Origin of the sequence: Streptomyces sp. NPDC048248 (assembly GCF_043201875.1) — a bacterium.
Lineage (GTDB): Bacteria > Actinomycetota > Actinomycetes > Streptomycetales > Streptomycetaceae > Streptomyces.
This window is the reverse complement of sequence record NZ_JBICZL010000008.1, coordinates 267,005-286,421: the sequence shown is the minus strand read 5'-3', so window position 1 is coordinate 286,421 and position 19,417 is coordinate 267,005. Positions and strand designations below refer to the sequence as shown.

Annotated in this window: 13 protein-coding genes and 1 pseudogene; 8 read left to right on the top strand and 6 right to left on the bottom strand. The window is 70.3% G+C overall.

Annotated elements, in window-relative coordinates; translation table 11 throughout:
* Nucleotide 1: 1 nt before the first annotated feature.
* The 5 genes from ACGFZW_RS19470 (at nucleotide 2) to ACGFZW_RS19450 (ending at nucleotide 5,477) form a co-directional block, all read left to right on the top strand.
* The gene (locus tag ACGFZW_RS19470) at nucleotides 2–1,606 is read left to right on the top strand and encodes a sugar ABC transporter ATP-binding protein (RefSeq protein WP_393894371.1); all 1,605 of its coding nucleotides are present in this window, start codon (nucleotides 2–4) and stop codon (nucleotides 1,604–1,606) included.
* Entirely contained in the window at nucleotides 1,603–2,637 is a 1,035-nt protein-coding gene (locus ACGFZW_RS19465; protein WP_393894370.1) for an ABC transporter permease, read from the top strand. Before ACGFZW_RS19470 ends, ACGFZW_RS19465 begins: the two co-directional genes overlap by 4 nt.
* Nucleotides 2,638–2,643: 6 nt before the next feature.
* Nucleotides 2,644–3,660, top strand: coding sequence for an aldo/keto reductase (locus tag ACGFZW_RS19460; protein WP_393894369.1), 1,017 nt, complete (start codon nucleotides 2,644–2,646; stop codon nucleotides 3,658–3,660).
* On the top strand, nucleotides 3,657–4,523 hold the full coding sequence (locus ACGFZW_RS19455) for an amidohydrolase family protein (protein ID WP_393894368.1): 867 nt from the start codon (nucleotides 3,657–3,659) through the stop codon (nucleotides 4,521–4,523). The genes ACGFZW_RS19460 and ACGFZW_RS19455 overlap by 4 nt, the downstream gene beginning before the upstream one ends.
* Before the next feature lie 132 nt (nucleotides 4,524–4,655).
* Nucleotides 4,656–5,477, top strand: a complete 822-nt coding sequence (locus ACGFZW_RS19450) for a 3-oxoacyl-ACP reductase family protein (protein WP_393894367.1) — start codon at nucleotides 4,656–4,658, stop codon at nucleotides 5,475–5,477.
* 244 nt (nucleotides 5,478–5,721) lie between these two features.
* Here the strand turns inward: ACGFZW_RS19450 and ACGFZW_RS19445 are convergent, their stop codons facing one another.
* The 6 genes and pseudogenes from ACGFZW_RS19445 to ACGFZW_RS19420 form a co-directional block, all read right to left on the bottom strand.
* Nucleotides 5,722–6,393 (bottom strand): FadR/GntR family transcriptional regulator, encoded by a 672-nt coding sequence (locus ACGFZW_RS19445; RefSeq protein WP_393894366.1) that lies wholly within the window; start codon nucleotides 6,391–6,393, stop codon nucleotides 5,722–5,724.
* Nucleotides 6,394–6,453: 60 nt separating this feature from the next.
* Nucleotides 6,454–7,495: pseudogene (locus tag ACGFZW_RS19440) on the bottom strand (hypothetical protein).
* 233 nt (nucleotides 7,496–7,728) lie between these two features.
* Nucleotides 7,729–9,333 carry an FAD-dependent oxidoreductase gene (locus tag ACGFZW_RS19435; protein WP_393894365.1) on the bottom strand — a complete coding sequence of 535 codons (1,605 nt, stop codon included), beginning with the start codon at nucleotides 9,331–9,333 and terminating at the stop codon, nucleotides 7,729–7,731.
* Nucleotides 9,334–9,335: 2 nt separating this feature from the next.
* Nucleotides 9,336–10,889, bottom strand: a complete 1,554-nt coding sequence (glpK, locus tag ACGFZW_RS19430) for a glycerol kinase GlpK (RefSeq protein ID WP_393894364.1) — start codon at nucleotides 10,887–10,889, stop codon at nucleotides 9,336–9,338.
* 49 nt (nucleotides 10,890–10,938) lie between these two features.
* The gene (locus ACGFZW_RS19425; RefSeq protein ID WP_393894363.1) at nucleotides 10,939–11,727 is read right to left on the bottom strand and encodes an MIP/aquaporin family protein; all 789 of its coding nucleotides are present in this window, start codon (nucleotides 11,725–11,727) and stop codon (nucleotides 10,939–10,941) included.
* A 227-nt stretch (nucleotides 11,728–11,954) separates the two neighbouring features.
* Nucleotides 11,955–12,719 (bottom strand): IclR family transcriptional regulator, encoded by a 765-nt coding sequence (locus tag ACGFZW_RS19420; RefSeq protein WP_393894362.1) that lies wholly within the window; start codon nucleotides 12,717–12,719, stop codon nucleotides 11,955–11,957.
* A 238-nt stretch (nucleotides 12,720–12,957) separates the two neighbouring features.
* On the opposite strand from ACGFZW_RS19420, the gene metH reads away from it, so the two are divergent.
* The 3 genes from metH (at nucleotide 12,958) to ACGFZW_RS19405 (ending at nucleotide 19,322) form a co-directional block, all read left to right on the top strand.
* A complete protein-coding gene (gene metH, locus ACGFZW_RS19415) occupies nucleotides 12,958–16,467 on the top strand; it encodes a methionine synthase (protein WP_393894361.1) in 3,510 nt (1,169 codons plus the stop codon).
* A gap of 170 nt (nucleotides 16,468–16,637) precedes the next feature.
* A complete protein-coding gene (locus tag ACGFZW_RS19410) occupies nucleotides 16,638–17,339 on the top strand; it encodes an HAD family hydrolase (protein ID WP_393894360.1) in 702 nt (233 codons plus the stop codon).
* 375 nt (nucleotides 17,340–17,714) lie between these two features.
* Nucleotides 17,715–19,322: an ABC transporter substrate-binding protein gene (locus tag ACGFZW_RS19405; protein WP_393894359.1), complete on the top strand. Its 1,608-nt coding sequence runs from the start codon at nucleotides 17,715–17,717 to the stop codon at nucleotides 19,320–19,322.
* The last annotated feature ends 95 nt before the right edge of the window (nucleotides 19,323–19,417 follow it).

Here is a 19,417-nt window from a genome sequence, read left to right as displayed (position 1 = left end):
CGTGGACACCACCGGCCGTCCAGCCCCGGGCCACGAGGGACCCGCGGCCGCCCCGCAGGAGGCCGCGGTGCACGCCGAGGGGATCGTCAAGCGCTACGGGCCGACCGTCGCCCTCGACGGCGCGCGGCTGACCGTACGGCCCGGCGAGGCGCATGCCCTCGTCGGCCGCAACGGCGCCGGCAAGTCCACCCTGGTCTCGGTGCTGACCGGAATGGAGCGGCCGGACGCCGGTCAGGTCACGTTCGGCGGTGCGCCCGCGCCCGGCTGGGGCGACACCGCCGCCTGGCAGCGCAGGGCGGCCTGCGTCTACCAGAAGTCCATGACCGTGCCCGAGCTGACCGTCGCGGAGAACCTCTACCTCAACCGCTTCCAGGGTGAGCGGACCATCCGCTGGCGGGCCCTGCGCGCTCGGGCACGCGACCTGCTCGCCGACTACGGCGTCGACGTCGACCCGGCCGCCCGCATCAAGGATCTCGGCGTCGAACAGCGGCAGTTCGTGGAGATCGCCCGCGCGCTGTCCTTCGGTGCCCGGCTGATCATCCTCGACGAGCCCACCGCCCGGCTCGACGCCGGCGGCATCGCCCGGCTCTTCGGCAAGCTGCGCGAACTGCGCGCCCAGGGCGTCGCCTTCCTGTTCATCTCGCACCATCTGCAGGAGGTGTACGAGCTGTGCGACACCGTCACCGTCTTCCGCGACGCACGCCATGTGCTGACCGCCCCCGTCCCAGGGCTGGCCAAGGACGACCTGGTGGCGGCGATGACGGGGGAGGAGGCGGGCGCCGCGCGGCGGGTGAGGCCGTCGTACCGGCCGGCCGGTGAGCCGGTGCTGCGTACCGAAGCGCTCGCCCTCGACGGCCGGTTCGCGCCGCTGGATCTGACCGTACGGGCCGGTGAGGTGGTGGGGCTGGCAGGGGCGACGGCAAGCGGGAACACCGCGATCGCCGAGACCCTGGTCGGGCTGCGCGCGCCCAGCGGCGGCCGGATCGCGGTGCGCGGCCGGCCCATCAGAACGGGCAGCGTGCCGCACGCCCTCGACGCGGGCATCGGCTACGTCCCCGAGGACCGGCACCGGGAGGGGCTGATCCTTGGCCGCAGCGTCGCCGAGAACGCCACCTTGACCGTCACCGACCAACTCGGACCGGCCGGAACCGTACTGCCCGCGAGAATCCGGGAGTTCGCCGCACGCATGATCCGGTCACTGGACATCAAGACCACAGGGCCCGGGCAGCCGGTATCCGGGCTCTCCGGCGGCAATCAGCAGAAGGTCGTCATCGCCCGTGCGCTGGCCCGCGACCCGGGGGTGCTGGTCGCCGTCCGGCCCACCAACGGGGTGGACGTCAGGTCCAAGGACGCTCTGCTGGGCGTCGTACGGGACGTCGCGGACCGCGGCCGAGCCGCGGTGATCGTCTCCGACGAGCTGGACGACCTGCGGATCTGCGACCGGGTGCTGGCGGTCTTCCACGGCCGGGTGATCGCCGAGTTCACCGGCGGCTGGCGCGACCACGAGCTGGTGGCGGCCATGGAAGGCATGGCGGGCGGGGCGGGCGCACTCGGCACCGTACCCGCGGCAGCGCACACGGAGGGAACGGAAGGGACCGCACCATGACCGAGACCGCATCGCCACCGGCCACCGACGCGGTGGGCAAGCCCGCCGCGCCCGACCGGGCTCTGGGCGGCCTCGCCCGCTGGCGGGACTTCTCCCTCGTACCGGTGATCTTCGTGCTGGGCGTCATCGGCTTCATCGTCTCGCCCGCCTTCCTCACCCAGGACAACCTCATCGGCGTCATCCAGCAGTCCACCGAACTGGGCCTGCTGGTGCTGGGTGAGGCACTCATCCTGATCAGCGGCCGGATGGACCTGTCGCTGGAGTCGACGATCGGCCTGGCACCGGTGATCGCCCTGTGGCTGGTGATGCCCGCGCACGGCTCCCGCTTCGCGGGCCTGGAGCTCTTCCCTGCATGGACGGCGATCCCGCTCTGCCTCGCCGTGGGCGCGGCGGTCGGCGCGGCCAACGGATTCCTCATCCTGACCCTGCGCGTCAACGGGTTCATCGCCACCCTCGGGATGCTCACCATGCTGCGGGGCCTTCAGGTGGGCATCTCCGAGGGGCAGTCCATCGGCGGTGTACCGGAGTCCTTCGCCTATCTGGGCAAGGCGGACTGGCTGGGCGTCCCGGCCGCCGTCTGGATCTGTCTGGCCCTCTTCGCCTGCGGCGGCGGGGTGCTGGGATATCTGCGGCACGGACGGGCGCTGTACGCAATCGGCGGGAACCCGGAAGCGGCCCGCGCCGCCGGCGTACGGGTGGACCGCATCACCTGGGTCGTGCTGGCCGTGGGCGGGGTGCTCGCCGCGTTCGCCGGCATCCTCTACACCGGCCACTACGGAGCGGTCTCCGCGAGCCAGGGCAACGGCTGGATCTTCCAGGTCTTCGCCGCGGCGGTGATCGGCGGCATCAGCCTCAAGGGCGGTCGCGGCACCCTGTTCGGCGCGCTCACCGGCGTCCTCACCCTGCAGCTGGTGATCAATGTGATGACGCTGGGCGGAGTGCCGCCGCTGTGGACGCAGTTCCTCAACGGGATGATCATCATCATCGCGCTGGTCATCTCCCGCTTCACCAGCGGCGAGAAGCAGGACTGAGCGGGCATGCCCCATCAGCCTTTCGCACTGCGGGAGTTGGGGAGCAGCGGGGTGGCCGTCCCGGCCCTCGGCCTCGGCTGCGCCCCGCTCGGCAACCTCTACCGCGCGGTCCCCGAGGAGCAGGCCGGGCAGGTGGTGCGCACCGCCTTCGCCACCGGCGCACGCTACTTCGACACCGCCCCCCACTACGGCGTCGGCCTCTCCGAGGAGCGCCTCGGCCGGGCGTTGCGCGGCCTCGACCGGGGCGCGTACACGCTCTCCACCAAGGTCGGCCGCAGGCTGCGGCCACAGGCACCGGGGGAGGGGGCGGCCGGCGAGGGGTTCGTCGACACCCCTGCACGCGTGAGGGTGCGGGACTTCTCCCGCGACGGTATCCGCGCCACCCTCGACGCGTCCCTGGAGCGGCTCGGTGTGGACGCCGTCGACATCGTCTATCTGCACGATGTGGAGGAGCACCTGCCCGAGGTGTACGCGACCGGCTTCCCCGCGCTCGCCGAACTGCGCGCCCAGAAGGTGGTCCGCGCCATCGGCTTCGGTATGAACCACAGCGATGTGCTGGCACGTCTGGTCGCGGAGCTCGACGTGGACGTGGTGCTGTGCGCGGGTCGCTGGACACTGCTGGAGCGCACCGCGTTCGACGATCTGCTGCCGGTGTGTGCGCGGCGGGGCACCTCGGTGGTCGTCGGCGGTGTCTACAACTCCGGTCTACTGGCGGATCCGTCGCCCGGCGCGCCGTACAACTACGTGCCGGCGCCACCGGATCTTCTCCACCGGGCACATCAACTCGCCGCGACGTGCTCGGAGTTCGATGTGCCACTCAAGGCCGCGGCACTCCGCTTCCCCTTCGGGCACCGCAGTGTCGCTTCGGCCGTGGTCGGTGCCGCCACTCCGGAGGAGGCCGCGCAGAACGCCACGCTCTTCGAGCGGGACATCCCCGACGAGTTGTGGCATACCCTCGTCGCCCGGGGCCTGCTCGACCCCGATCTGCCGCTGCCCCTCGCCGCCCCTGGAGCCCGTCCTTGACGCGCATCGACGCCCATCACCACCTGTGGGACCTGAGCCGACGCGCTCAGCCGTGGATGGACGGCCCGTGGGCGGACCCGATCCGCCGCAGCTACACGCTGCCCGACCTCCTCCCGCATCTGGACGCGCACGGCATGGACGGCACCGTCCTGGTCCAGTCCTCGTCGTCGTACGAGGAGACGGCCGAACTGCTGGCGGTCGCGGCCGGGGACGGGCCGGTGCGCGGCGTCGTCGGCTGGGCCGATCTCACCGACCCGGCGCTCGCCGAGGTGCTGGCGGGGCTCCCCGCGGGCCTGGTGGGCATCCGCCACCAGGTGCAGGACGAGGCGGACCCGGACTGGCTCGTGCGGCCGGATGTGCTCCGCGGTCTGCGCGTCCTGTCCGATGCCGGGCTGGTCTACGACTTGCTGGTCACGCCGCGCGAGCTGCCGGCCGCGCTGACCGCCGCGCGCGCCCTGCCGGGCCTGGCCCTGGTCCTCGACCACGCGGCCAAACCGGCCATTGCCCAGGGCGATTGGCGGCCCTGGGCCGACCTGGTCGCCGAGCTGGCCGGGCTGCCGCAGGTGGCCTGCAAGCTCTCCGGGCTGGTCACCGAGGCCGATCGGTCCGGCTGGCGGCCGCAGCAGATCCTGCCGTACGCCCGGCACGTCCTGGATGTCTTCGGGCCGGACCGCGTGATGTTCGGCTCCGACTGGCCGGTCTGCACCCTGGCTGCCGACTACGACGACGTCTTCGCCCTCGCCGAGGCCGCCACGGGGCTGCTCGACGACACCGGGCGGGCCGCCGTCTTCGGCGGAACGGCCGCGCGGGTGTACGGCATCGGGCCGGGGCGGGCCGCGCGGCAGCTCGCGGACGCGTCCTAGGCCGCGTCCGCACGCCCCGGTCGCCGATTCGGCGTCCGGATTCCGCCAGCACCCTGCTTCGCGCCGTTCGAGGATCGAGTCGTGCCGCTGACGTGAGCGGTGCGGACCACGAGCCGAAAGGTGGGCGACAGCATGGCAACGACAGCCGGGGGAACCGGGGCAGGCGCGACGGCCGGGACGGCAACGCCGGAAGGGGGAACGGCGACAGGCGGTGCGCGGCAGCTCCGCGGCAAGGTGGCGCTGGTGACCGGCGGCAGCCGCGGCATCGGTGCGGCGACGGCCCTGCGGCTCGCCGCGGACGGCGCGGCCGTGGCGCTCACCTACCTGAGCCGGAAGGACCGCGCGGAGCAGGTCGTCAAGGAGATCGAGCAGGCCGGCGGGCAGGCGTGGGCGATACGCGCAGACAGCGCGGACCCGGAGGAGGTGCGGTCCTCGGTGACGGGCACTGCCGACCGCTTCGGGCGGCTCGACATCCTGGTGAACAACGCGGGTGCCGGCGTCCTCGGCCCTCTGGAGGGAATCTCCCTCCAGGACATCGACCGGGTGCTGCACATCAACGTCCGGGCGCCGTTCCTGGCGTCGCAGGCCGCGGCCGGGCTGCTGACCGACGGCGGCCGGATCATCACCATCGGCAGCTGTATGGCCGAGCGGGTCGCCTTCCCCGGCGGCACGCTCTACGCCACCAGCAAGGCCGCGCTCACCGGCCTGACCAAGACCCTGGCCAGGGAGCTGGGCCCGCGCGGGATCACCGCCAACCTCGTGCAACCCGGGCCGGTCGACACCGACATGAATCCGGCCGACGGCGAGAGCGCCCCGCTGCAGGCCGGGCTCACCGCGCTCGGCGCGTACGGGGAGGGGGCGGACGTCGCGGCGACGGTGGCGCATCTCGCGGGCGAGGGCGGGCGCTACATCACCGGAGCCTCGATCGCGGTGGACGGCGGCTTCGCGGTCTGAGCGTCCCGGCGGCGGGCGCGTGGCAGTTGGAGGCCCCGACGCCCCCGACGCCCCCGACGCCGCCGACGCCGCCGGACGCGGGTGAGGGAACGTCGTCCGAGGGCTGCCGGGCCCGCACGGTGGTCCCCGGAGTTTCCCTGCCGGGCCCGGGCTGTGTCCTGCCCACGGCAGGGAACTCCGGGGGCAGGACACAGGGGAGCTGCCCGGCGGTCGCCGACCGCCCGCCCGGCAGCTCGGTCGGGAATCACAGCGTCGAGCGCAACCACTGCTCCACGCTGGCGATGTGCACCGTCGCCCACGACCGTGCCGCCTCCGCGTCCCGGTCGCGCAGTGCGGCCACGATCGCCCGGTGCTCGGTGAGCGTGCGCGTCACCGCGTCCTTCTGCGTCAGTCCGCGCCAGATCCGGGCCCGGGTGGTCGGCCCGGACAGTCCCTCCAGCAGGGAACAGAGCACGGAGTTGCCGGAGGCCGAGACGATCCGGCGATGGAACTCCAGATCACCGGCGATCAGATCCTCCACCGCGGGCTGCGGGCCCAGGGCATCCAACTGGTCCTCCAGCGCGTCCAGTTCGGCGGTGCCGATGCGGCCGGCCGCCATCGCGGTGGCGGCCGGCTCCAGGATGCGCCGGACGGCGAGGAACTCCAGCACCGTGTCGTCGCGGTGGAAGTCCACCACGAAGTTCATGGCCTCCAGCAGGAGTTTGGGGTCGAGGCTGGTGACGTAGGTGCCGTCCCCTTGGCGCACATCCAGAATGCGGATGAGCGACAGGGCGCGCACCGCTTCGCGCAGTGAGTTGCGGGACAGTCCCAGCTCGGCCGCCAGCTCACTCTCCTTGGGCAGCCGGTCGCCCGGCCGCAGCGCCCCGGAGACGATCATCCCTTTGATCTTCTCGATGGCTTCGTCCGTGACCGCCATGGCCGCCCTCCCCGCTCGGACCCGCCGGACATCCGCACAGACATCCGATGTCTGGAGCCATTATGACCCGGGACGCTCGCACCAACCGGTGCGGTACGCGGACCAGTCATCCTCCGTGGCCGCGAAATCGACATACAGCGCCATTCCGAACCTCCTGCGGTCCACGTCCTCACGGGTGAGCCCCAGACGCCCCCCCACGCACCGCCGCGCGCACCGTCTCCGCCGAGGCGCGGTGCCCGAAGTCATCGGTGTGGAAGAACGGCAGCCCCATCAGCAGGTCGGTGCGGCCGCCGGTCGCCTCCAGCGCCAGCCGGGTCTGCTGCGCCACATAGCCGCCGTACAACCCCTCGGTGGGCAGCGCGGTGTCGTAGGACATCAGCGCTATCTGATCGACGCGGCGCGCCACCTGCCCGAAGAACCGCTGGGATATCCACTTGGGGTGCCCCGTCACCGCCCCGCTGAGGGCGTGCAGGCCGGGCAGCGGATCTATCTGGTGGACGGCTACGGAGAGCAGCGCCCCCCGGCCGTGGACAGCGGGCCCGAGCCGGTCGAGCAGCCGCAGATAGTCGGCGTTTGCGGAGTGCACCGGCTCCAGATCCAGATGGACCCCGGCGAAACCCTCAGCCAGCACCTGGCGCGCGCTCGCCACGATCGCACGGCGGGCCGACGCGTCCGACAGTCGCAGGCCGCCCCGCTCGCCGGCGTCGTACACCAGCCGGTCGCCCAGCCAGGCGTGCACCCGAACCGACGGCAGCGCGCGGTGCACCGCGGCGATCAGCCACCTGGCGCGCGGATGTGCGGTACGGGCCGGGGGCAGTGTGCCGTCATGCTCCAACGGGCCGGCGTGGACGTACAGATCGCGTATCCCGGTGCCCGCGACGCGCCGCTGCAGCGCCGCCACATCCGCGGCGTCCCGCCGGCCGTCCACCCAGGCGTGGCCGAGCCAGATGGCGTCCCGGCCGCGGGTGACCGCCTCCGGCGAGGCCGCCCCCGCATACCCGGCACGCAGAGCCGTGCCGGCGATCGTCACCGGCAGCACGACCAGCACGGCGACCACCCAGGCCGCCCATTTCCCTGCGCGCCGCAACCGTCGACGAGCCATCCCCGTACCCCCCGTTGATGTGCTTCGGGAGACAGCATGGCAGCCGTCACTGACAGTGACCCCTCCGCCCGGCGGCAGCCTTGCCGCACAGCCCCCGATCGCCCCCCGCCCCGGCCTCCGGCCGCGGGGGCGTCCGCCCGCGGAAACGGCGATGGGGCGGCCCCCCGTGGCCCGCCCCATCACCTTGCTCCGCCGGTACCTGACCTGCCGTCAGCCGTGGTCCCGGCCGGGAGTCAGTCCTCCAGCATGCCCTTGACCTTGGCGCGGACGTCCTCGGTGTCCAGGCCGCGGATCATCAGCGTCGTACGGCGCCGCAGCACGTCGTCGACCGTCTCGGCCCACTCGTGGTCCCGGGCGTAGGCGACCTGCGCCCAGATCTCCGGCGCGTCCGGGTGGACGCGCTCGGCCAGGGCCGGGTTCTCGTTCGCCATCCGCGCGATGTCGAAGGACAGCGAGCCGTAGTGGGTGGCGAGGTGCCTGGCGGTCTCGGGGGCCATCCGGGGGCCCGGCGTGCCACCGTCGATGAGCAGCCGGTGCGCGACCGCGTTGGGGTTGGCGATACCGGGCAGCGGGAGCTTCTTCGGCAGGTGCGCGATCGGCTCCATGTCGTCGGCCAGCGGCCGGCCGGGCAGCTCGGCGAGCTTGTTCATGACCGTACGGCCGATGTGCCGGAAGGTCGTCCACTTGCCGCCTGCGACCGACAGCATGCCTCCGCTGCCCTCGGTGACGACCGTCTCGCGCTTGGCCTTGGAGGTGTCGCCGGGGCCGCCGGGCAGCACCCGCAGACCCGCGAAGGAGTACGTGATCAGGTCGCGGGAGAGCTGCTGGTCACGGACGGAGTAGGCGGCCTCGTCCAGGATCTGGGCGGTGTCCTTCTCGGTGACCGCGACATCCGCCGGGTCGCCCTCGAACTCCTCGTCGGTGGTGCCGAGCAGCAGCATGTCCTCCCAGGGGAGGGCGAAGGTGATGCGGTACTTGTCGATCGGGGTCGCGAGCGCGGCCTTCCAGGGGGCGGTGCGCTTGAGGACCAGGTGCGCGCCCTTCGACAGGCGGATGGAGGGCGCCGCGTTCGGGTCCTCCAGCTTGCGCAGGTGGTCCACCCAGGGCCCGGTGGCGTTCAGCACCAGGCGCGCGTTTATCCCGAACTCGTGGGAGTCCAGCCGGTCCTTGAGCTCCGCGCCGGTGACCCGTCCCTGGGTGAAGCGCAGGCCGGTGACCTCGGCGTGGTTGAGGACCGTGGCGCCGGCCGCGACCGCCGCGCGCACGGTCATCAGGGCCATCCGGGAGTCGTTCATCTGGTCGTCGCCGTACACGGCCACGGCCTTGAGGTTCTCCGTGCGCAGCTCGGGCACGTCGCGCTGCGCCTTCGACGGGCTGATGACGTGGCCGACGCCGTCACCGAACGCGGACAGCGCGGAGTAGGCGAAGACGCCCGCGCCGAGCTTGGCCGCGCCGTGCGGACCGCCCTTGTAGACGGGCAGGTAGAAGGTGAGGGGGTTGGCGAGGTGCGGTGCCACATCGCGGGACACCGCACGCCGCTCGAAGTGGTTCTCCGCCACCAGCTTCACCGCACCGGTCTGCAGGTAGCGCAGACCGCCGTGCAGCAGCTTGGAAGAGGCGGAGGAGGTGGCGCCGGCGAAGTCACCGGCGTCCACCAGGGCCACCCGCAGCCCGGCCTGCGCGGCGTGCCAGGCAGTGGAGATGCCCAGGATGCCGCCACCGATCACCAGGAGGTCGTACGTCGCCTTGGACAGGTGCTCCCGGGTCTCGGCGCGGCTCGCGGTCGAACCGTCGGCCGGGTGCGTCCCGAGTGCCGGGACGCTCTGCAGGGTGCTCATGATTACTCCTCGACAGTGCTGTCATCATCGAGCCAGCCCATGGAGCGTTCGACAGCCTTGAGCCAGCTCTTGTACTCGCGGTCACGGGTGGCCGCATCCATCCGGGGGGTCCATTCGGCGGCCCGCCGCCAGTTGGCGCGCAGTTCGTCGGTGCTGGACCAGAAGCCGACGGCCAGTCCGGCCGCATAGGCAGCGCCGAGGCAGGTCGTCTCGGCGACCATCGGGCGCACCACGGGTGCGTCCAGGAAGTCCGAGAGGGTCTGCATCAGCAGGTTGTTGGAGGTCATTCCGCCGTCGACCTTGAGTGCGGTCAGATCGACGCCGGAGTCCTTGGTCATGGCGTCGCTGATCTCGCGGGTCTGCCAGGCAGTGGCCTCGAGCACGGCACGGGCGATGTGCGCCTTGGTGACGTAGCGGGTGAGGCCGGTGATCACACCGCGGGCGTCGGGACGCCAGTACGGTGCGAAGAGGCCGGAGAAGGCGGGCACGAAGTAGGCGCCGCCGTTGTCCTCGACCGAGCTGGCCAGCGTCTCGATCTCGGCCGCGCTGTTGATCAGGCCCATCTGGTCGCGCATCCACTGGACGAGCGAGCCGGTGACGGCGATGGAGCCTTCCAGGGCGTACACCGGCTTCTGGTCACCGATGCGGTAGCCGACGGTGGTCAGCAGCCCGTTGTAGGAGTTGACGGGCTCGTCACCGGTGTTCATCAGCATGAACGTGCCGGTGCCGTAGGTCGACTTCGCCTCGCCCTTCTCGTAGCAGGTCTGGCCGAAGAGGGCCGCCTGCTGGTCGCCCAGTGCGGAGGCGACCGGGACGCCCGAAAGGACGCCCGCCGCGCACCGCCCGTAGACCTCGGAAGAAGACTTGATCTTCGGCAGCACGGCGGCCGGGATGTCGATCGAGGCCAGGATCTTCGGGTCCCAGGCCAGGTTGTGCAGGTTCATCAGGAGGGTGCGCGAGGCGTTGGTGACGTCGGTGACGTGCTCACCGCCGTCGACGCCGCCGGTGAGGTTCCAGATGACCCAGGAGTCCATGGTGCCGAAGAGGATGTCGCCGGCCTCCGCGCGCTCGCGCAGGCCCTCGACGTTGTCCAGCAGCCAGCGGATCTTCGGGCCGGCGAAGTACGAGGCCAGCGGCAGGCCGGTCTCGCGGCGGAAGCGGTCCTGGCCGACGTTGCGGCCGAGCTCGCGGCAGAGGGCGTCGGTGCGGGTGTCCTGCCAGACGATGGCGTTGTGGACGGGCTCACCGGTGTTCTTGTCCCAGAGGACGGTGGTCTCGCGCTGGTTGGTGATGCCGATGGCCTTGACGTCGGCCGAGGTGATCCCGGCCTTCTCCACGGCGCCGGCGACGACCTGCTGGACGTTGGCCCAGATCTCGGTCGCGTCGTGCTCGACCCAGCCCGGCTTGGGGAAGATCTGCTCGTGTTCCTTCTGGTCGACCGAGACGATCCGGCCGTCCTTGTCGAAGACGATGCAGCGGCTGGAGGTCGTGCCCTGGTCGATGGCCGCGATGAACGGACCGTGGCCGTGCGAGGAGGTGCTGTGCGTGTCGCTCATGGTGTGCTCCAAGGAGTCTGTGCGGGCGGAGTCCGGACGGTCGGGCGGGTCAGGCGAACGCCACCTGATAGATGCCTCCGGCGATGGCTCCGCCGATCAGCGGGCCCGCGACCGGAATCCATGCATAGCTCCAGTCTGAGCCGCCCTTGTTCGGCAGCGGCAGAAGCGCGTGCACGACTCGCGGGCCGAGGTCACGGACCGGGTTGATGGCGTAGCCCGTCGGCCCGCCGAGCGACAGGCCGATGCCCACGACGACGAGCGCGACGAGCAGGGTGCCGATCGGGCCGACTCCCTTGCCGTTGTCGCTCAGGCCCAGGGTGAGGATCGCCAGCACGAGCACGATGGTGGCGATGATCTCCGTGGCGAGGTTCTGCACGACGTTCCGGATCTCCGGGCCGGTGGAGAAGACCCCCAGGACCGGGCCGGCCTTCGGCGCGGCGGCCTTGTCGACCATGCCTTCTTCACCCGTGTGGTCGGCCAGGACCTCGGGGTCGGTCAGATGGGCGCGGAACTGTCCGTAGTAGGAGACCCACACCAGTACGGCGCCGATCATGGCGCCGAGCATCTCGCCCGCGAAGTACACCGGCACCTGGTTCCATTCGATGCCGCCCTGAATGGCGAGGCCGATGGTGACCGCGGGGTTGAGGTGCGCGCCGGACTTGGCGGCTATGTAGGCACCCGTGAGGACGGCGAAGCCCCACCCGAAGGCGATGGCGACCCATCCGGCGTTGAACGCCTTGGAGCGTTTGAAGGTGACGGCGGCGCACACGCCACCGCCGAGCAAGATCAGAACGGCGGTACCGATGGTCTCGCTGATGAAGATGTCGGAGCTGGACACCGGCGACTCCTTTGTCCTTCGTCCAGGGGAAGGCGAACCCCGGGTCCCTCCGGTGGTCCGCACCCTCCGAGAGGGCGGTGGTCGGCCGGCGGCAGTACCCACCATAGCGAATATTGTCGTTAGGTGTTCGACAATGCCGACCGACGAACGGCAGTTTTGTTCACCGTTAGCACCCCGTCAAGGGTGCCGTGGCGAAAAAGTTAGATGGACATATCGTCCAACTACGGTCAGAACCGCCCGGCGCCAAGATCCCTTGACACCGCCCGTGCGCAATCCCGCACGGCGGCGATGATTTCCGGCCGCAGTTCACCGTCCTTGCACACCCGCTCCACGGCCCCCGTGACGCCCACCGCGCCCACCGGCATCCGCCGTCGGTCGTGGATCGGCGCGGCCAGCGAGGCGACGCCGTCCCACGTCTCCTCGACGTCCGCGGCCCAGCCGCGCGCCCGGGTCAGGTCGAGCAGCCCCTCGAACTCCTCCAGCCCCGTCACCGTGCGCGGTGTGAACGCCTCCCGCTCTGCCTCGGAGACCTCGCTGTGCGCCACCGGGTCGTAGGCCGAAAGCACCTTCCCCAGTGCCGTGCTGTGCAGCGGCTGCATCGCCCCGACCTCCAGCACCTGCCGGCTGTCGTCCGGCCGGAAGACGTGGTGCACGATCAGTACGCCCTGCTGGTGCAGGACGCCCAGGTAGACGCTCTCCCCGCTGGAGCGGGCCAGGTCGTCGGTCCACACCAGGGCGCGGGCCCGCAGCTCGTGGACGTCCAGATAGCTGTTGCCCAGCCGCAGCAGCTCCGCACCCAGCTGGTAGCGGCCGGAGGTCGCGTCCTGCTCCACGAAGCCCTCCTGCTGCAGGGTGCGCAGGATGCCGTGGGCGGTGCCCTTCGCCAGTCCCAGGGAGGAGGAGATGTCGGAGAGCCCCAGCCGCCGCTCCCCTCCTGCGAGCAACCGCAACATCGCGGCGGCCCGCTCCAGCGACTGGATGGTGCGTGCCATCGGGCGACCTCCGAGGTAAGTGGTTCGACAATGCTGAACGATATCGGCCCATGCCGACTCGTGGGGACGCAACGAAAGAGTTGCAGCGATCATGGTTAATGCACAGGCCCGTGCCGCGCCTCACTGTCCACGCCGTGGAACATCAGTCCCGTCTCCCGGACCGGCAGCTAGGCTGGCCGGGTGCGCCCTCTCCCGGAGGGTGCAAAGCCGACAGCCGTCGCAACCAGGGAGCATCTCCATGGCCTCGTACACGCCATCGTCCAGCAGCACATCCCGCGTCGAATCCTTCCGCGAGGCACTCGCCTCCCGGGTGGTGGTCGCCGACGGGGCGATGGGCACGATGCTGCAGGCGCAGGATCCGTCCATGGAGGATTTCCAGCAGCTCGAGGGCTGCAACGAGGTCCTCAACATCACCCGCCCGGACATCGTCCGCGCGGTGCACGAGGAGTACTTCGCGGTCGGTGTCGACTGTGTGGAGACCAATACCTTCGGTGCGAACTTCGCGGCGCTTGCCGAGTACGACATCCCCGAGCGGGTCTTCGAGCTCTCCGAGTCCGGCGCCCGCATCGCCCGCGAGGTCGCCGACGAGTTCACCGCCTCGACCGGGCAGCAGCGCTACGTACTGGGCTCCATGGGCCCGGGCACCAAGCTGCCCACCCTGGGCCACGCCCCCTATGTCACGCTGCGCGACGCCTACCAGCAGAACGCCGAGGGAATGATCGCCGGCGGCGCCGACGCGCTGCTGGTGGAGACCACTCAGGACCTGCTGCAGACCAAGGCCGCCATTCTCGGTGCCCGCCGTGCCCTGCAGGCCACCGGCACCAACCTGCCGGTGATCTGCTCGGTGACGGTCGAGACGACCGGGACGATGCTGCTGGGCTCGGAGATCGGCGCGGCACTGACGGCGCTGGAGCCGCTGGGGATCGACATGATCGGTCTGAACTGCGCCACCGGCCCCGCCGAGATGAGCGAGCACCTGCGCTACCTGGCCCGTCACTCCCGCGTGCCGATCTCCTGCATGCCCAACGCGGGCCTGCCGGTGCTCGGCAAGGACGGCGCGCACTACCCCCTGACGGCCGGCGAGCTGGCCGACGCGCAGGAGACCTTCGTCGCCGAGTACGGCCTGTCGCTGGTCGGCGGCTGCTGCGGCACGACGCCTGAGCACCTGCGCCAGGTCGTCGAGCGGGTCCGCGGCGTGGAGCCCACACCGCGCACCGCGCGACCCGAGCCCGGCGCCGCCTCCCTCTACCAGACGGTGCCGTTCCGCCAGGACACCTCGTACATGGCGATCGGCGAGCGGACGAACGCCAACGGTTCGAAGAAGTTCCGCGAGGCCATGCTGGAAGCCCGCTGGGACGACTGTGTGGAGATGGCCCGCGACCAGATCCGCGAGGGCGCCCACATGCTCGACCTGTGCGTCGACTACGTCGGCCGGGACGGTGTGGCGGACATGCAGGAGCTGGCCGGGCGCTTCGCCACGGCATCCACCCTGCCGATCGTGCTGGACTCCACCGAGGTCGACGTCCTCCAGGCAGGACTGGAGAAGCTCGGCGGGCGGGCCGTCATCAACTCCGTCAACTACGAGGACGGGGACGGGCCGGAGTCGCGTTTCGCGAAGGTCACGGCGCTGGCGTCCGAGCACGGCGCGGCGCTGATCGCGCTGACCATCAACGAAGAGGGCCAGGCCCGCACGGTCGAGGACAAGGTCGCCATCGCCGAGCGGCTGATCGAGGACCTGACCGGCAACTGGGGCATCCACGAGTCGGACATCCTCATCGACTGCCTGACCTTCACCATCTGCACCGGCCAGGAGGAGTCCCGCAAGGACGGCATCGCCACCATCGAGGCGATCCGTGAACTCAAGCGCCGCCGCCCGGACGTGCAGACGACGCTGGGGCTGTCGAACATCTCCTTCGGCCTCAACCCGGCCGCCCGCATCGTGCTCAACTCCGTCTTCCTGGACGAGTGCGTCAAGGCGGGCCTGGATTCGGCGATCGTGCACGCCTCGAAGATCCTGCCGATCGCGCGGCTGGAGGAGGAGCAGGTCAAGACCGCCCTCGACCTGATCTACGACCGGCGCTCGGAGGGCTACGACCCGCTGCAGAAGCTCATGGAGCTCTTCGAGGGCGTCAACACCAAGTCCATGAAGGCCGGCAAGACCGAGGAACTCCTCGCGCTGCCCCTGGACGAGCGTCTGCAGCGCCGCATCATCGACGGCGAGAAGAACGGCCTGGAGGCCGACCTGGACGAGGCGCTCCAGTCCCGTCCGGCCCTGGCCATCGTCAACGACACGCTCCTGGAGGGCATGAAGGTCGTCGGTGAGCTGTTCGGCTCCGGCCAGATGCAGCTGCCGTTCGTGCTCCAGTCCGCCGAGGTCATGAAGACCGCGGTGGCCCATCTGGAGCCGCACATGGAGAAGACCGACGACGACGGCAAGGGCACCATCGTCCTGGCCACCGTGCGCGGCGACGTCCACGACATCGGCAAGAACCTCGTCGACATCATCCTGTCCAACAACGGCTACAACGTCGTCAACCTCGGCATCAAGCAGCCGGTCTCCGCGATCCTGGAAGCCGCCGAGGAGCACCGCGCCGACGTCATCGGCATGTCGGGTCTCCTGGTCAAGTCCACCGTGATCATGAAGGAGAACCTCCAGGAGCTCAACCAGCGCAAGATGGCCGCCGACTTCCCCGTCATCCTCGGCGGAGCCGCCCTGACCAGGGCTTATGTCGAGCAGGACCTGCACGAGATCTACGAGGGCGAGGTCCGCTACGCCCGCGACGCCTTCGAGGGCCTGCGCCTGATGGACGCCCTGATCGCGGTCAAGCGGGGCGTGCCGGGCGCCACCCTGCCCGAGCTCAAGCAGCGGCGGGTGCCCAAGCGGGACACGCCCGTGCTGGAGGTCGCCGAGCCCGAGGGCTCGGTGCGCTCGGACGTCGCCATCGACAACCCCGTGCCGACGCCGCCGTTCTGGGGCACCCGCGTCGTCAAGGGCATCCAGCTCGCCGACTACGCCTCCTGGCTCGACGAAGGCGCCCTGTTCAAGGGGCAGTGGGGCCTCAAGCAGGCCCGTACCGGTGACGGCCCGACGTACGAGGAGCTGGTCGAGACCGAAGGCCGGCCCCGGCTGCGCGGCTGGCTCGACAAGCTGCAGACCGAGAACCTCCTCGAAGCGGCCGTCGTGCACGGCTACTTCCCCTGCGTGTCCAAGGGCGAGGACCTCATCCTGCTGCACGAGGACGGCACCGAGCGCACCCGCTTCACCTTCCCGCGCCAGCGCCGGGGCCGCCGCCTGTGCCTGGCGGACTACTTCCGCCCCGAGGAGTCCGGCGAGCGGGACGTCGTCGGACTGCAGGTGGTCACCGTCGGCTCGAAGATCGGCGGCGCCACCGCCGAGCTCTTCGAGGCCAACTCCTACCGCGACTACCTCGAACTGCACGGCCTGTCCGTCCAGTTGGCCGAAGCGCTCGCCGAGTACTGGCACGCCCGGGTCCGCGCCGAACTCGGCTTCGCCGGTGAGGACCCCTCGGACGTCGAGGACATGTTCGCCCTGAAGTACCGCGGCGCGCGCTTCTCGCTGGGCTACGGCGCCTGCCCCGACCTGGAGGACCGCGCCAAGATCGCGGATCTCCTGCAGCCGGAGCGGATCGGCGTCGAGCTCTCGGAGGAGTTCCAGCTCCACCCCGAGCAGTCCACCGACGCCATCGTCATCCACCACCCGGAGGCGAAGTACTTCAACGCCAGGTGACCCGTTTGGGCCGTCCGGGGCACTCCGGGCGGTTCCTGACGTTCTCGCCAGGACGCATCTGCGTGTGCGGTTGTACAATGGTCGGTCCGGTAGTGGCCGGTTGTCTCCCCATCCCGGGGCGGCGACCGGCCCTTTCGTCCCTTCGGGGACGTCCCCACGGAGGTGGATGGATGACCAGCAGCATCCCCGCAGTCGGCACCCGAACGGCCGAAGCCGCAACCCTCCAAGCCGTATTCCTGGACCTGGACGGCACGCTCGTCGACACCGAGGGGTTCTGGTGGGAGGCGGAGACCGAGGTCTTCGCCGAACTGGGCCACATCCTGGACGACACGCACCGCGAGGTGGTCGTCGGCGGGCCGATGACCCGCAGCGCCGGCTATCTGATTCAGGCCACCGGCGCGCAGATCGGCCTCGCCGAGCTGAGCCTGCGACTGAACGCCAGCTTCGCGGCCCGGATCGGACGCGGTGTGCCCCTGATGCCGGGCGCCCGCAGGCTCCTGGCGGAGCTGGCCGCCCATCAGGTGCCGACCGCCCTGGTCTCCGCCTCGCACCGCACGATCATCGATCACATGCTCCAGTCGCTGGGCCGGGAGCATTTCCGGCTGACCCTCGCCGGGGACGACCTGGAGCGCACCAAACCGCACCCGGACCCGTATCTGACGGCCGCCGCCCGGCTGGGCGTGGACCCCGCACGCTGCGCCGTCGTGGAGGACACCATGACGGGGGTGACCGCGGGTGAGGCCGCGGGCTGCCGGGTCGTCGCGGTGCCGTCCGTCACCCCGATCCCGCCCGCCCCGGGCCGGACCGTCGTGGGATCGCTCGAAGAAGTCGATCTGTCCTTTCTGCGAGCACTCATCACGGAAAGCCGTTGAAGCGTGCACCGAGCGTGTTCCGACGAAAGCCGACCGGAACTCAGGGCAGCGGTGCGCTCATTTTCCGTGACGAATGCGATGGCCGAATTAACGCATCGACGCGATGAATTGGGAGCGTGACGTTTCTCACGTGCCGGACCGTCGACAGCGGTCCCCGTAGGTGTTCCAAGGGGGCTCGACGGTGGCATCGGCAGGGGTAACTGTCCGGATTGGTGGAGCAGCATGCGAAATGTTCCACCGTCCGGATATCGGTCACCGCCGGTTGGTTATCCAGTAGCCATATCGCTGCAACTCCATTGTGTCCCGGACCCACTGGCCGTTCCTACTAATGTCGACGCGAGCAACACCTCTGCGCTGATAAGGAACCTGCCGACGATGAATCGCAAGACCTTGGTGCTGCCGGCGCTGGCCGGCCTGCTCGTGCCCGCACTCGCTGCCTGCGGCAGCACCGACGGCGCGGGTGAGGGAGGCGACCCGATCGTCGTCGGGGTCGCCACCCAGATCGAGGCAACCAAGGCAGCGCCCGCGCCGCTCGACCCGGCGCAGGCCTACGACGTCGACGCGTGGAACATGCTGCGCGGCACGCTCCAGACGCTGATGCGACAGCCCAGGACCGGCACCGCGCCGGTGCCCGAGGCGGCACAGTCGTGCGGGTTCCGCGACACCCGGAACGAGCAGTACCGCTGCACCCTGCGCAGTGGCCTGAAGTTCTCCAACGGCCACGCCCTCACCGCCGAGGACGTCAAGTTCTCCCTCGACCGGCTGAAGGACATCAACTACACCAACGGCCCGGTGTCGCTGCTCAAGGACATCGACAAGGTGGAGGCGCTCAGCGACACCGAGGTGGTCTTCCACCTCAAGAAGCCGGACGCCACCTTCCCACAGAAGCTCGCGACGCCGGCCGCTGCCATCGTCGACAGCGAGGTCTACCCCAAGAACCGGCTGTACAAGGGCTTCGACGTCGTCGGCTCCGGCCCGTACACGCTCAAGACCGAGCTCGCCGGCGAACGGGTCTCCAAGGCCGTCTTCACCAAGAACCCCGAGTACAAGGGCGGGGTCACGGCGAAGAACGACAAGGTGGAGATGCGCTTCTTCAAGGACTCCGACGGCATGGAGAAGGCCCTGCGCAAGGGCGACATCGACCTGATGAACCGCGGTCTGTCGCCCGACCAGATCAAGGGCCTGGAGAACGCCCGGGACAAGCACATCGCCCTGCAGGAGATGCCCGGCCAGGAGATCCGCTACCTCGCCTTCAACACCAAGGACCCGGCGGTCTCCGACAGGGCCGTGCGGCAGGCGATGGCGCAGCTCGTCAACCGCTCCGAGCTGGTGCGCGACGTCTACTCCTACACCGGTGTCCCGCTCTACTCCCTGGTTCCCACCGGCCTCACCGGCCACATCAACTCGTTCTTCACCAAGTACGGCAACCCCAGCGTCCCGGCCGCCCGCAAGACCCTGCAGCAGGCGAACATCAGCACCCCGGTGAAGCTGACGCTCACGTACACCAAGAACCACTACGGCTCCAGCACCGCCAAGGAGTTCCGTACGCTCCAGCAGCAGCTCAACAGCAGCAAGCTGTTCGACGTGGACATCAAGGGCATCGACAACTGGCAGCAGTTCCGCACCGACTCCTCGGCCGGCAAGTACACCGCCTACGGCATGGGCTGGTTCGCCGACATCCCTGACGCCGACAACTACATCGCGCCGTTCATCGGCAAGGGCAACTTCCTCAACTCCCCTTATCGCAACGCCAAGATCGAGTCCCAGTTGATCCCGACGACCCGCCAGCAGACCGACCGCAACTCCGCCGCGGCCGGCTTCAAGCAGGCGCAGGACATCATCGCCGACGACATCCCGCTGCTCCCGCTGTGGCAGGGCAAGCAGTACGTCGCCGCCCGGGACGACGTCACCGGCGTCGAATGGGCCCTCAACTCCTCCTCCGCGTTGCAGATCTGGGAGCTCGGACGCGGCGTCGCCGACTGAGGCCGGCCCTCCGCACCTTTGCAAGACACCATCGCCGCCGCGGCACACCGCCGTGGCTCGACCCGGCATCTCTGCCGTGACCAGGCATTTTTGCC

Bases quoted from the DNA above. Each gene is read 5' to 3' on its own strand.
- ACGFZW_RS19465 (WP_393894370.1), top strand. From the start codon at position 1,603: ATGACCGAGACCGCATCGCCACCGGCCACCGACGCGGTGGGCAAGCCC.
- ACGFZW_RS19460 (WP_393894369.1), top strand. From the start codon at position 2,644: ATGCCCCATCAGCCTTTCGCACTGCGGGAGTTGGGGAGCAGCGGGGTG.
- ACGFZW_RS19450 (WP_393894367.1), top strand. From the start codon at position 4,656: ATGGCAACGACAGCCGGGGGAACCGGGGCAGGCGCGACGGCCGGGACG.
- ACGFZW_RS19445 (WP_393894366.1), bottom strand. From the start codon at position 6,393: ATGGCGGTCACGGACGAAGCCATCGAGAAGATCAAAGGGATGATCGTC.
- ACGFZW_RS19435 (WP_393894365.1), bottom strand. From the start codon at position 9,333: ATGAGCACCCTGCAGAGCGTCCCGGCACTCGGGACGCACCCGGCCGAC.
- glpK (WP_393894364.1), bottom strand. From the start codon at position 10,889: ATGAGCGACACGCACAGCACCTCCTCGCACGGCCACGGTCCGTTCATC.
- ACGFZW_RS19420 (WP_393894362.1), bottom strand. From the start codon at position 12,719: ATGGCACGCACCATCCAGTCGCTGGAGCGGGCCGCCGCGATGTTGCGG.
- metH (WP_393894361.1), top strand. From the start codon at position 12,958: ATGGCCTCGTACACGCCATCGTCCAGCAGCACATCCCGCGTCGAATCC.
- ACGFZW_RS19410 (WP_393894360.1), top strand. From the start codon at position 16,638: ATGACCAGCAGCATCCCCGCAGTCGGCACCCGAACGGCCGAAGCCGCA.
- ACGFZW_RS19405 (WP_393894359.1), top strand. From the start codon at position 17,715: ATGAATCGCAAGACCTTGGTGCTGCCGGCGCTGGCCGGCCTGCTCGTG.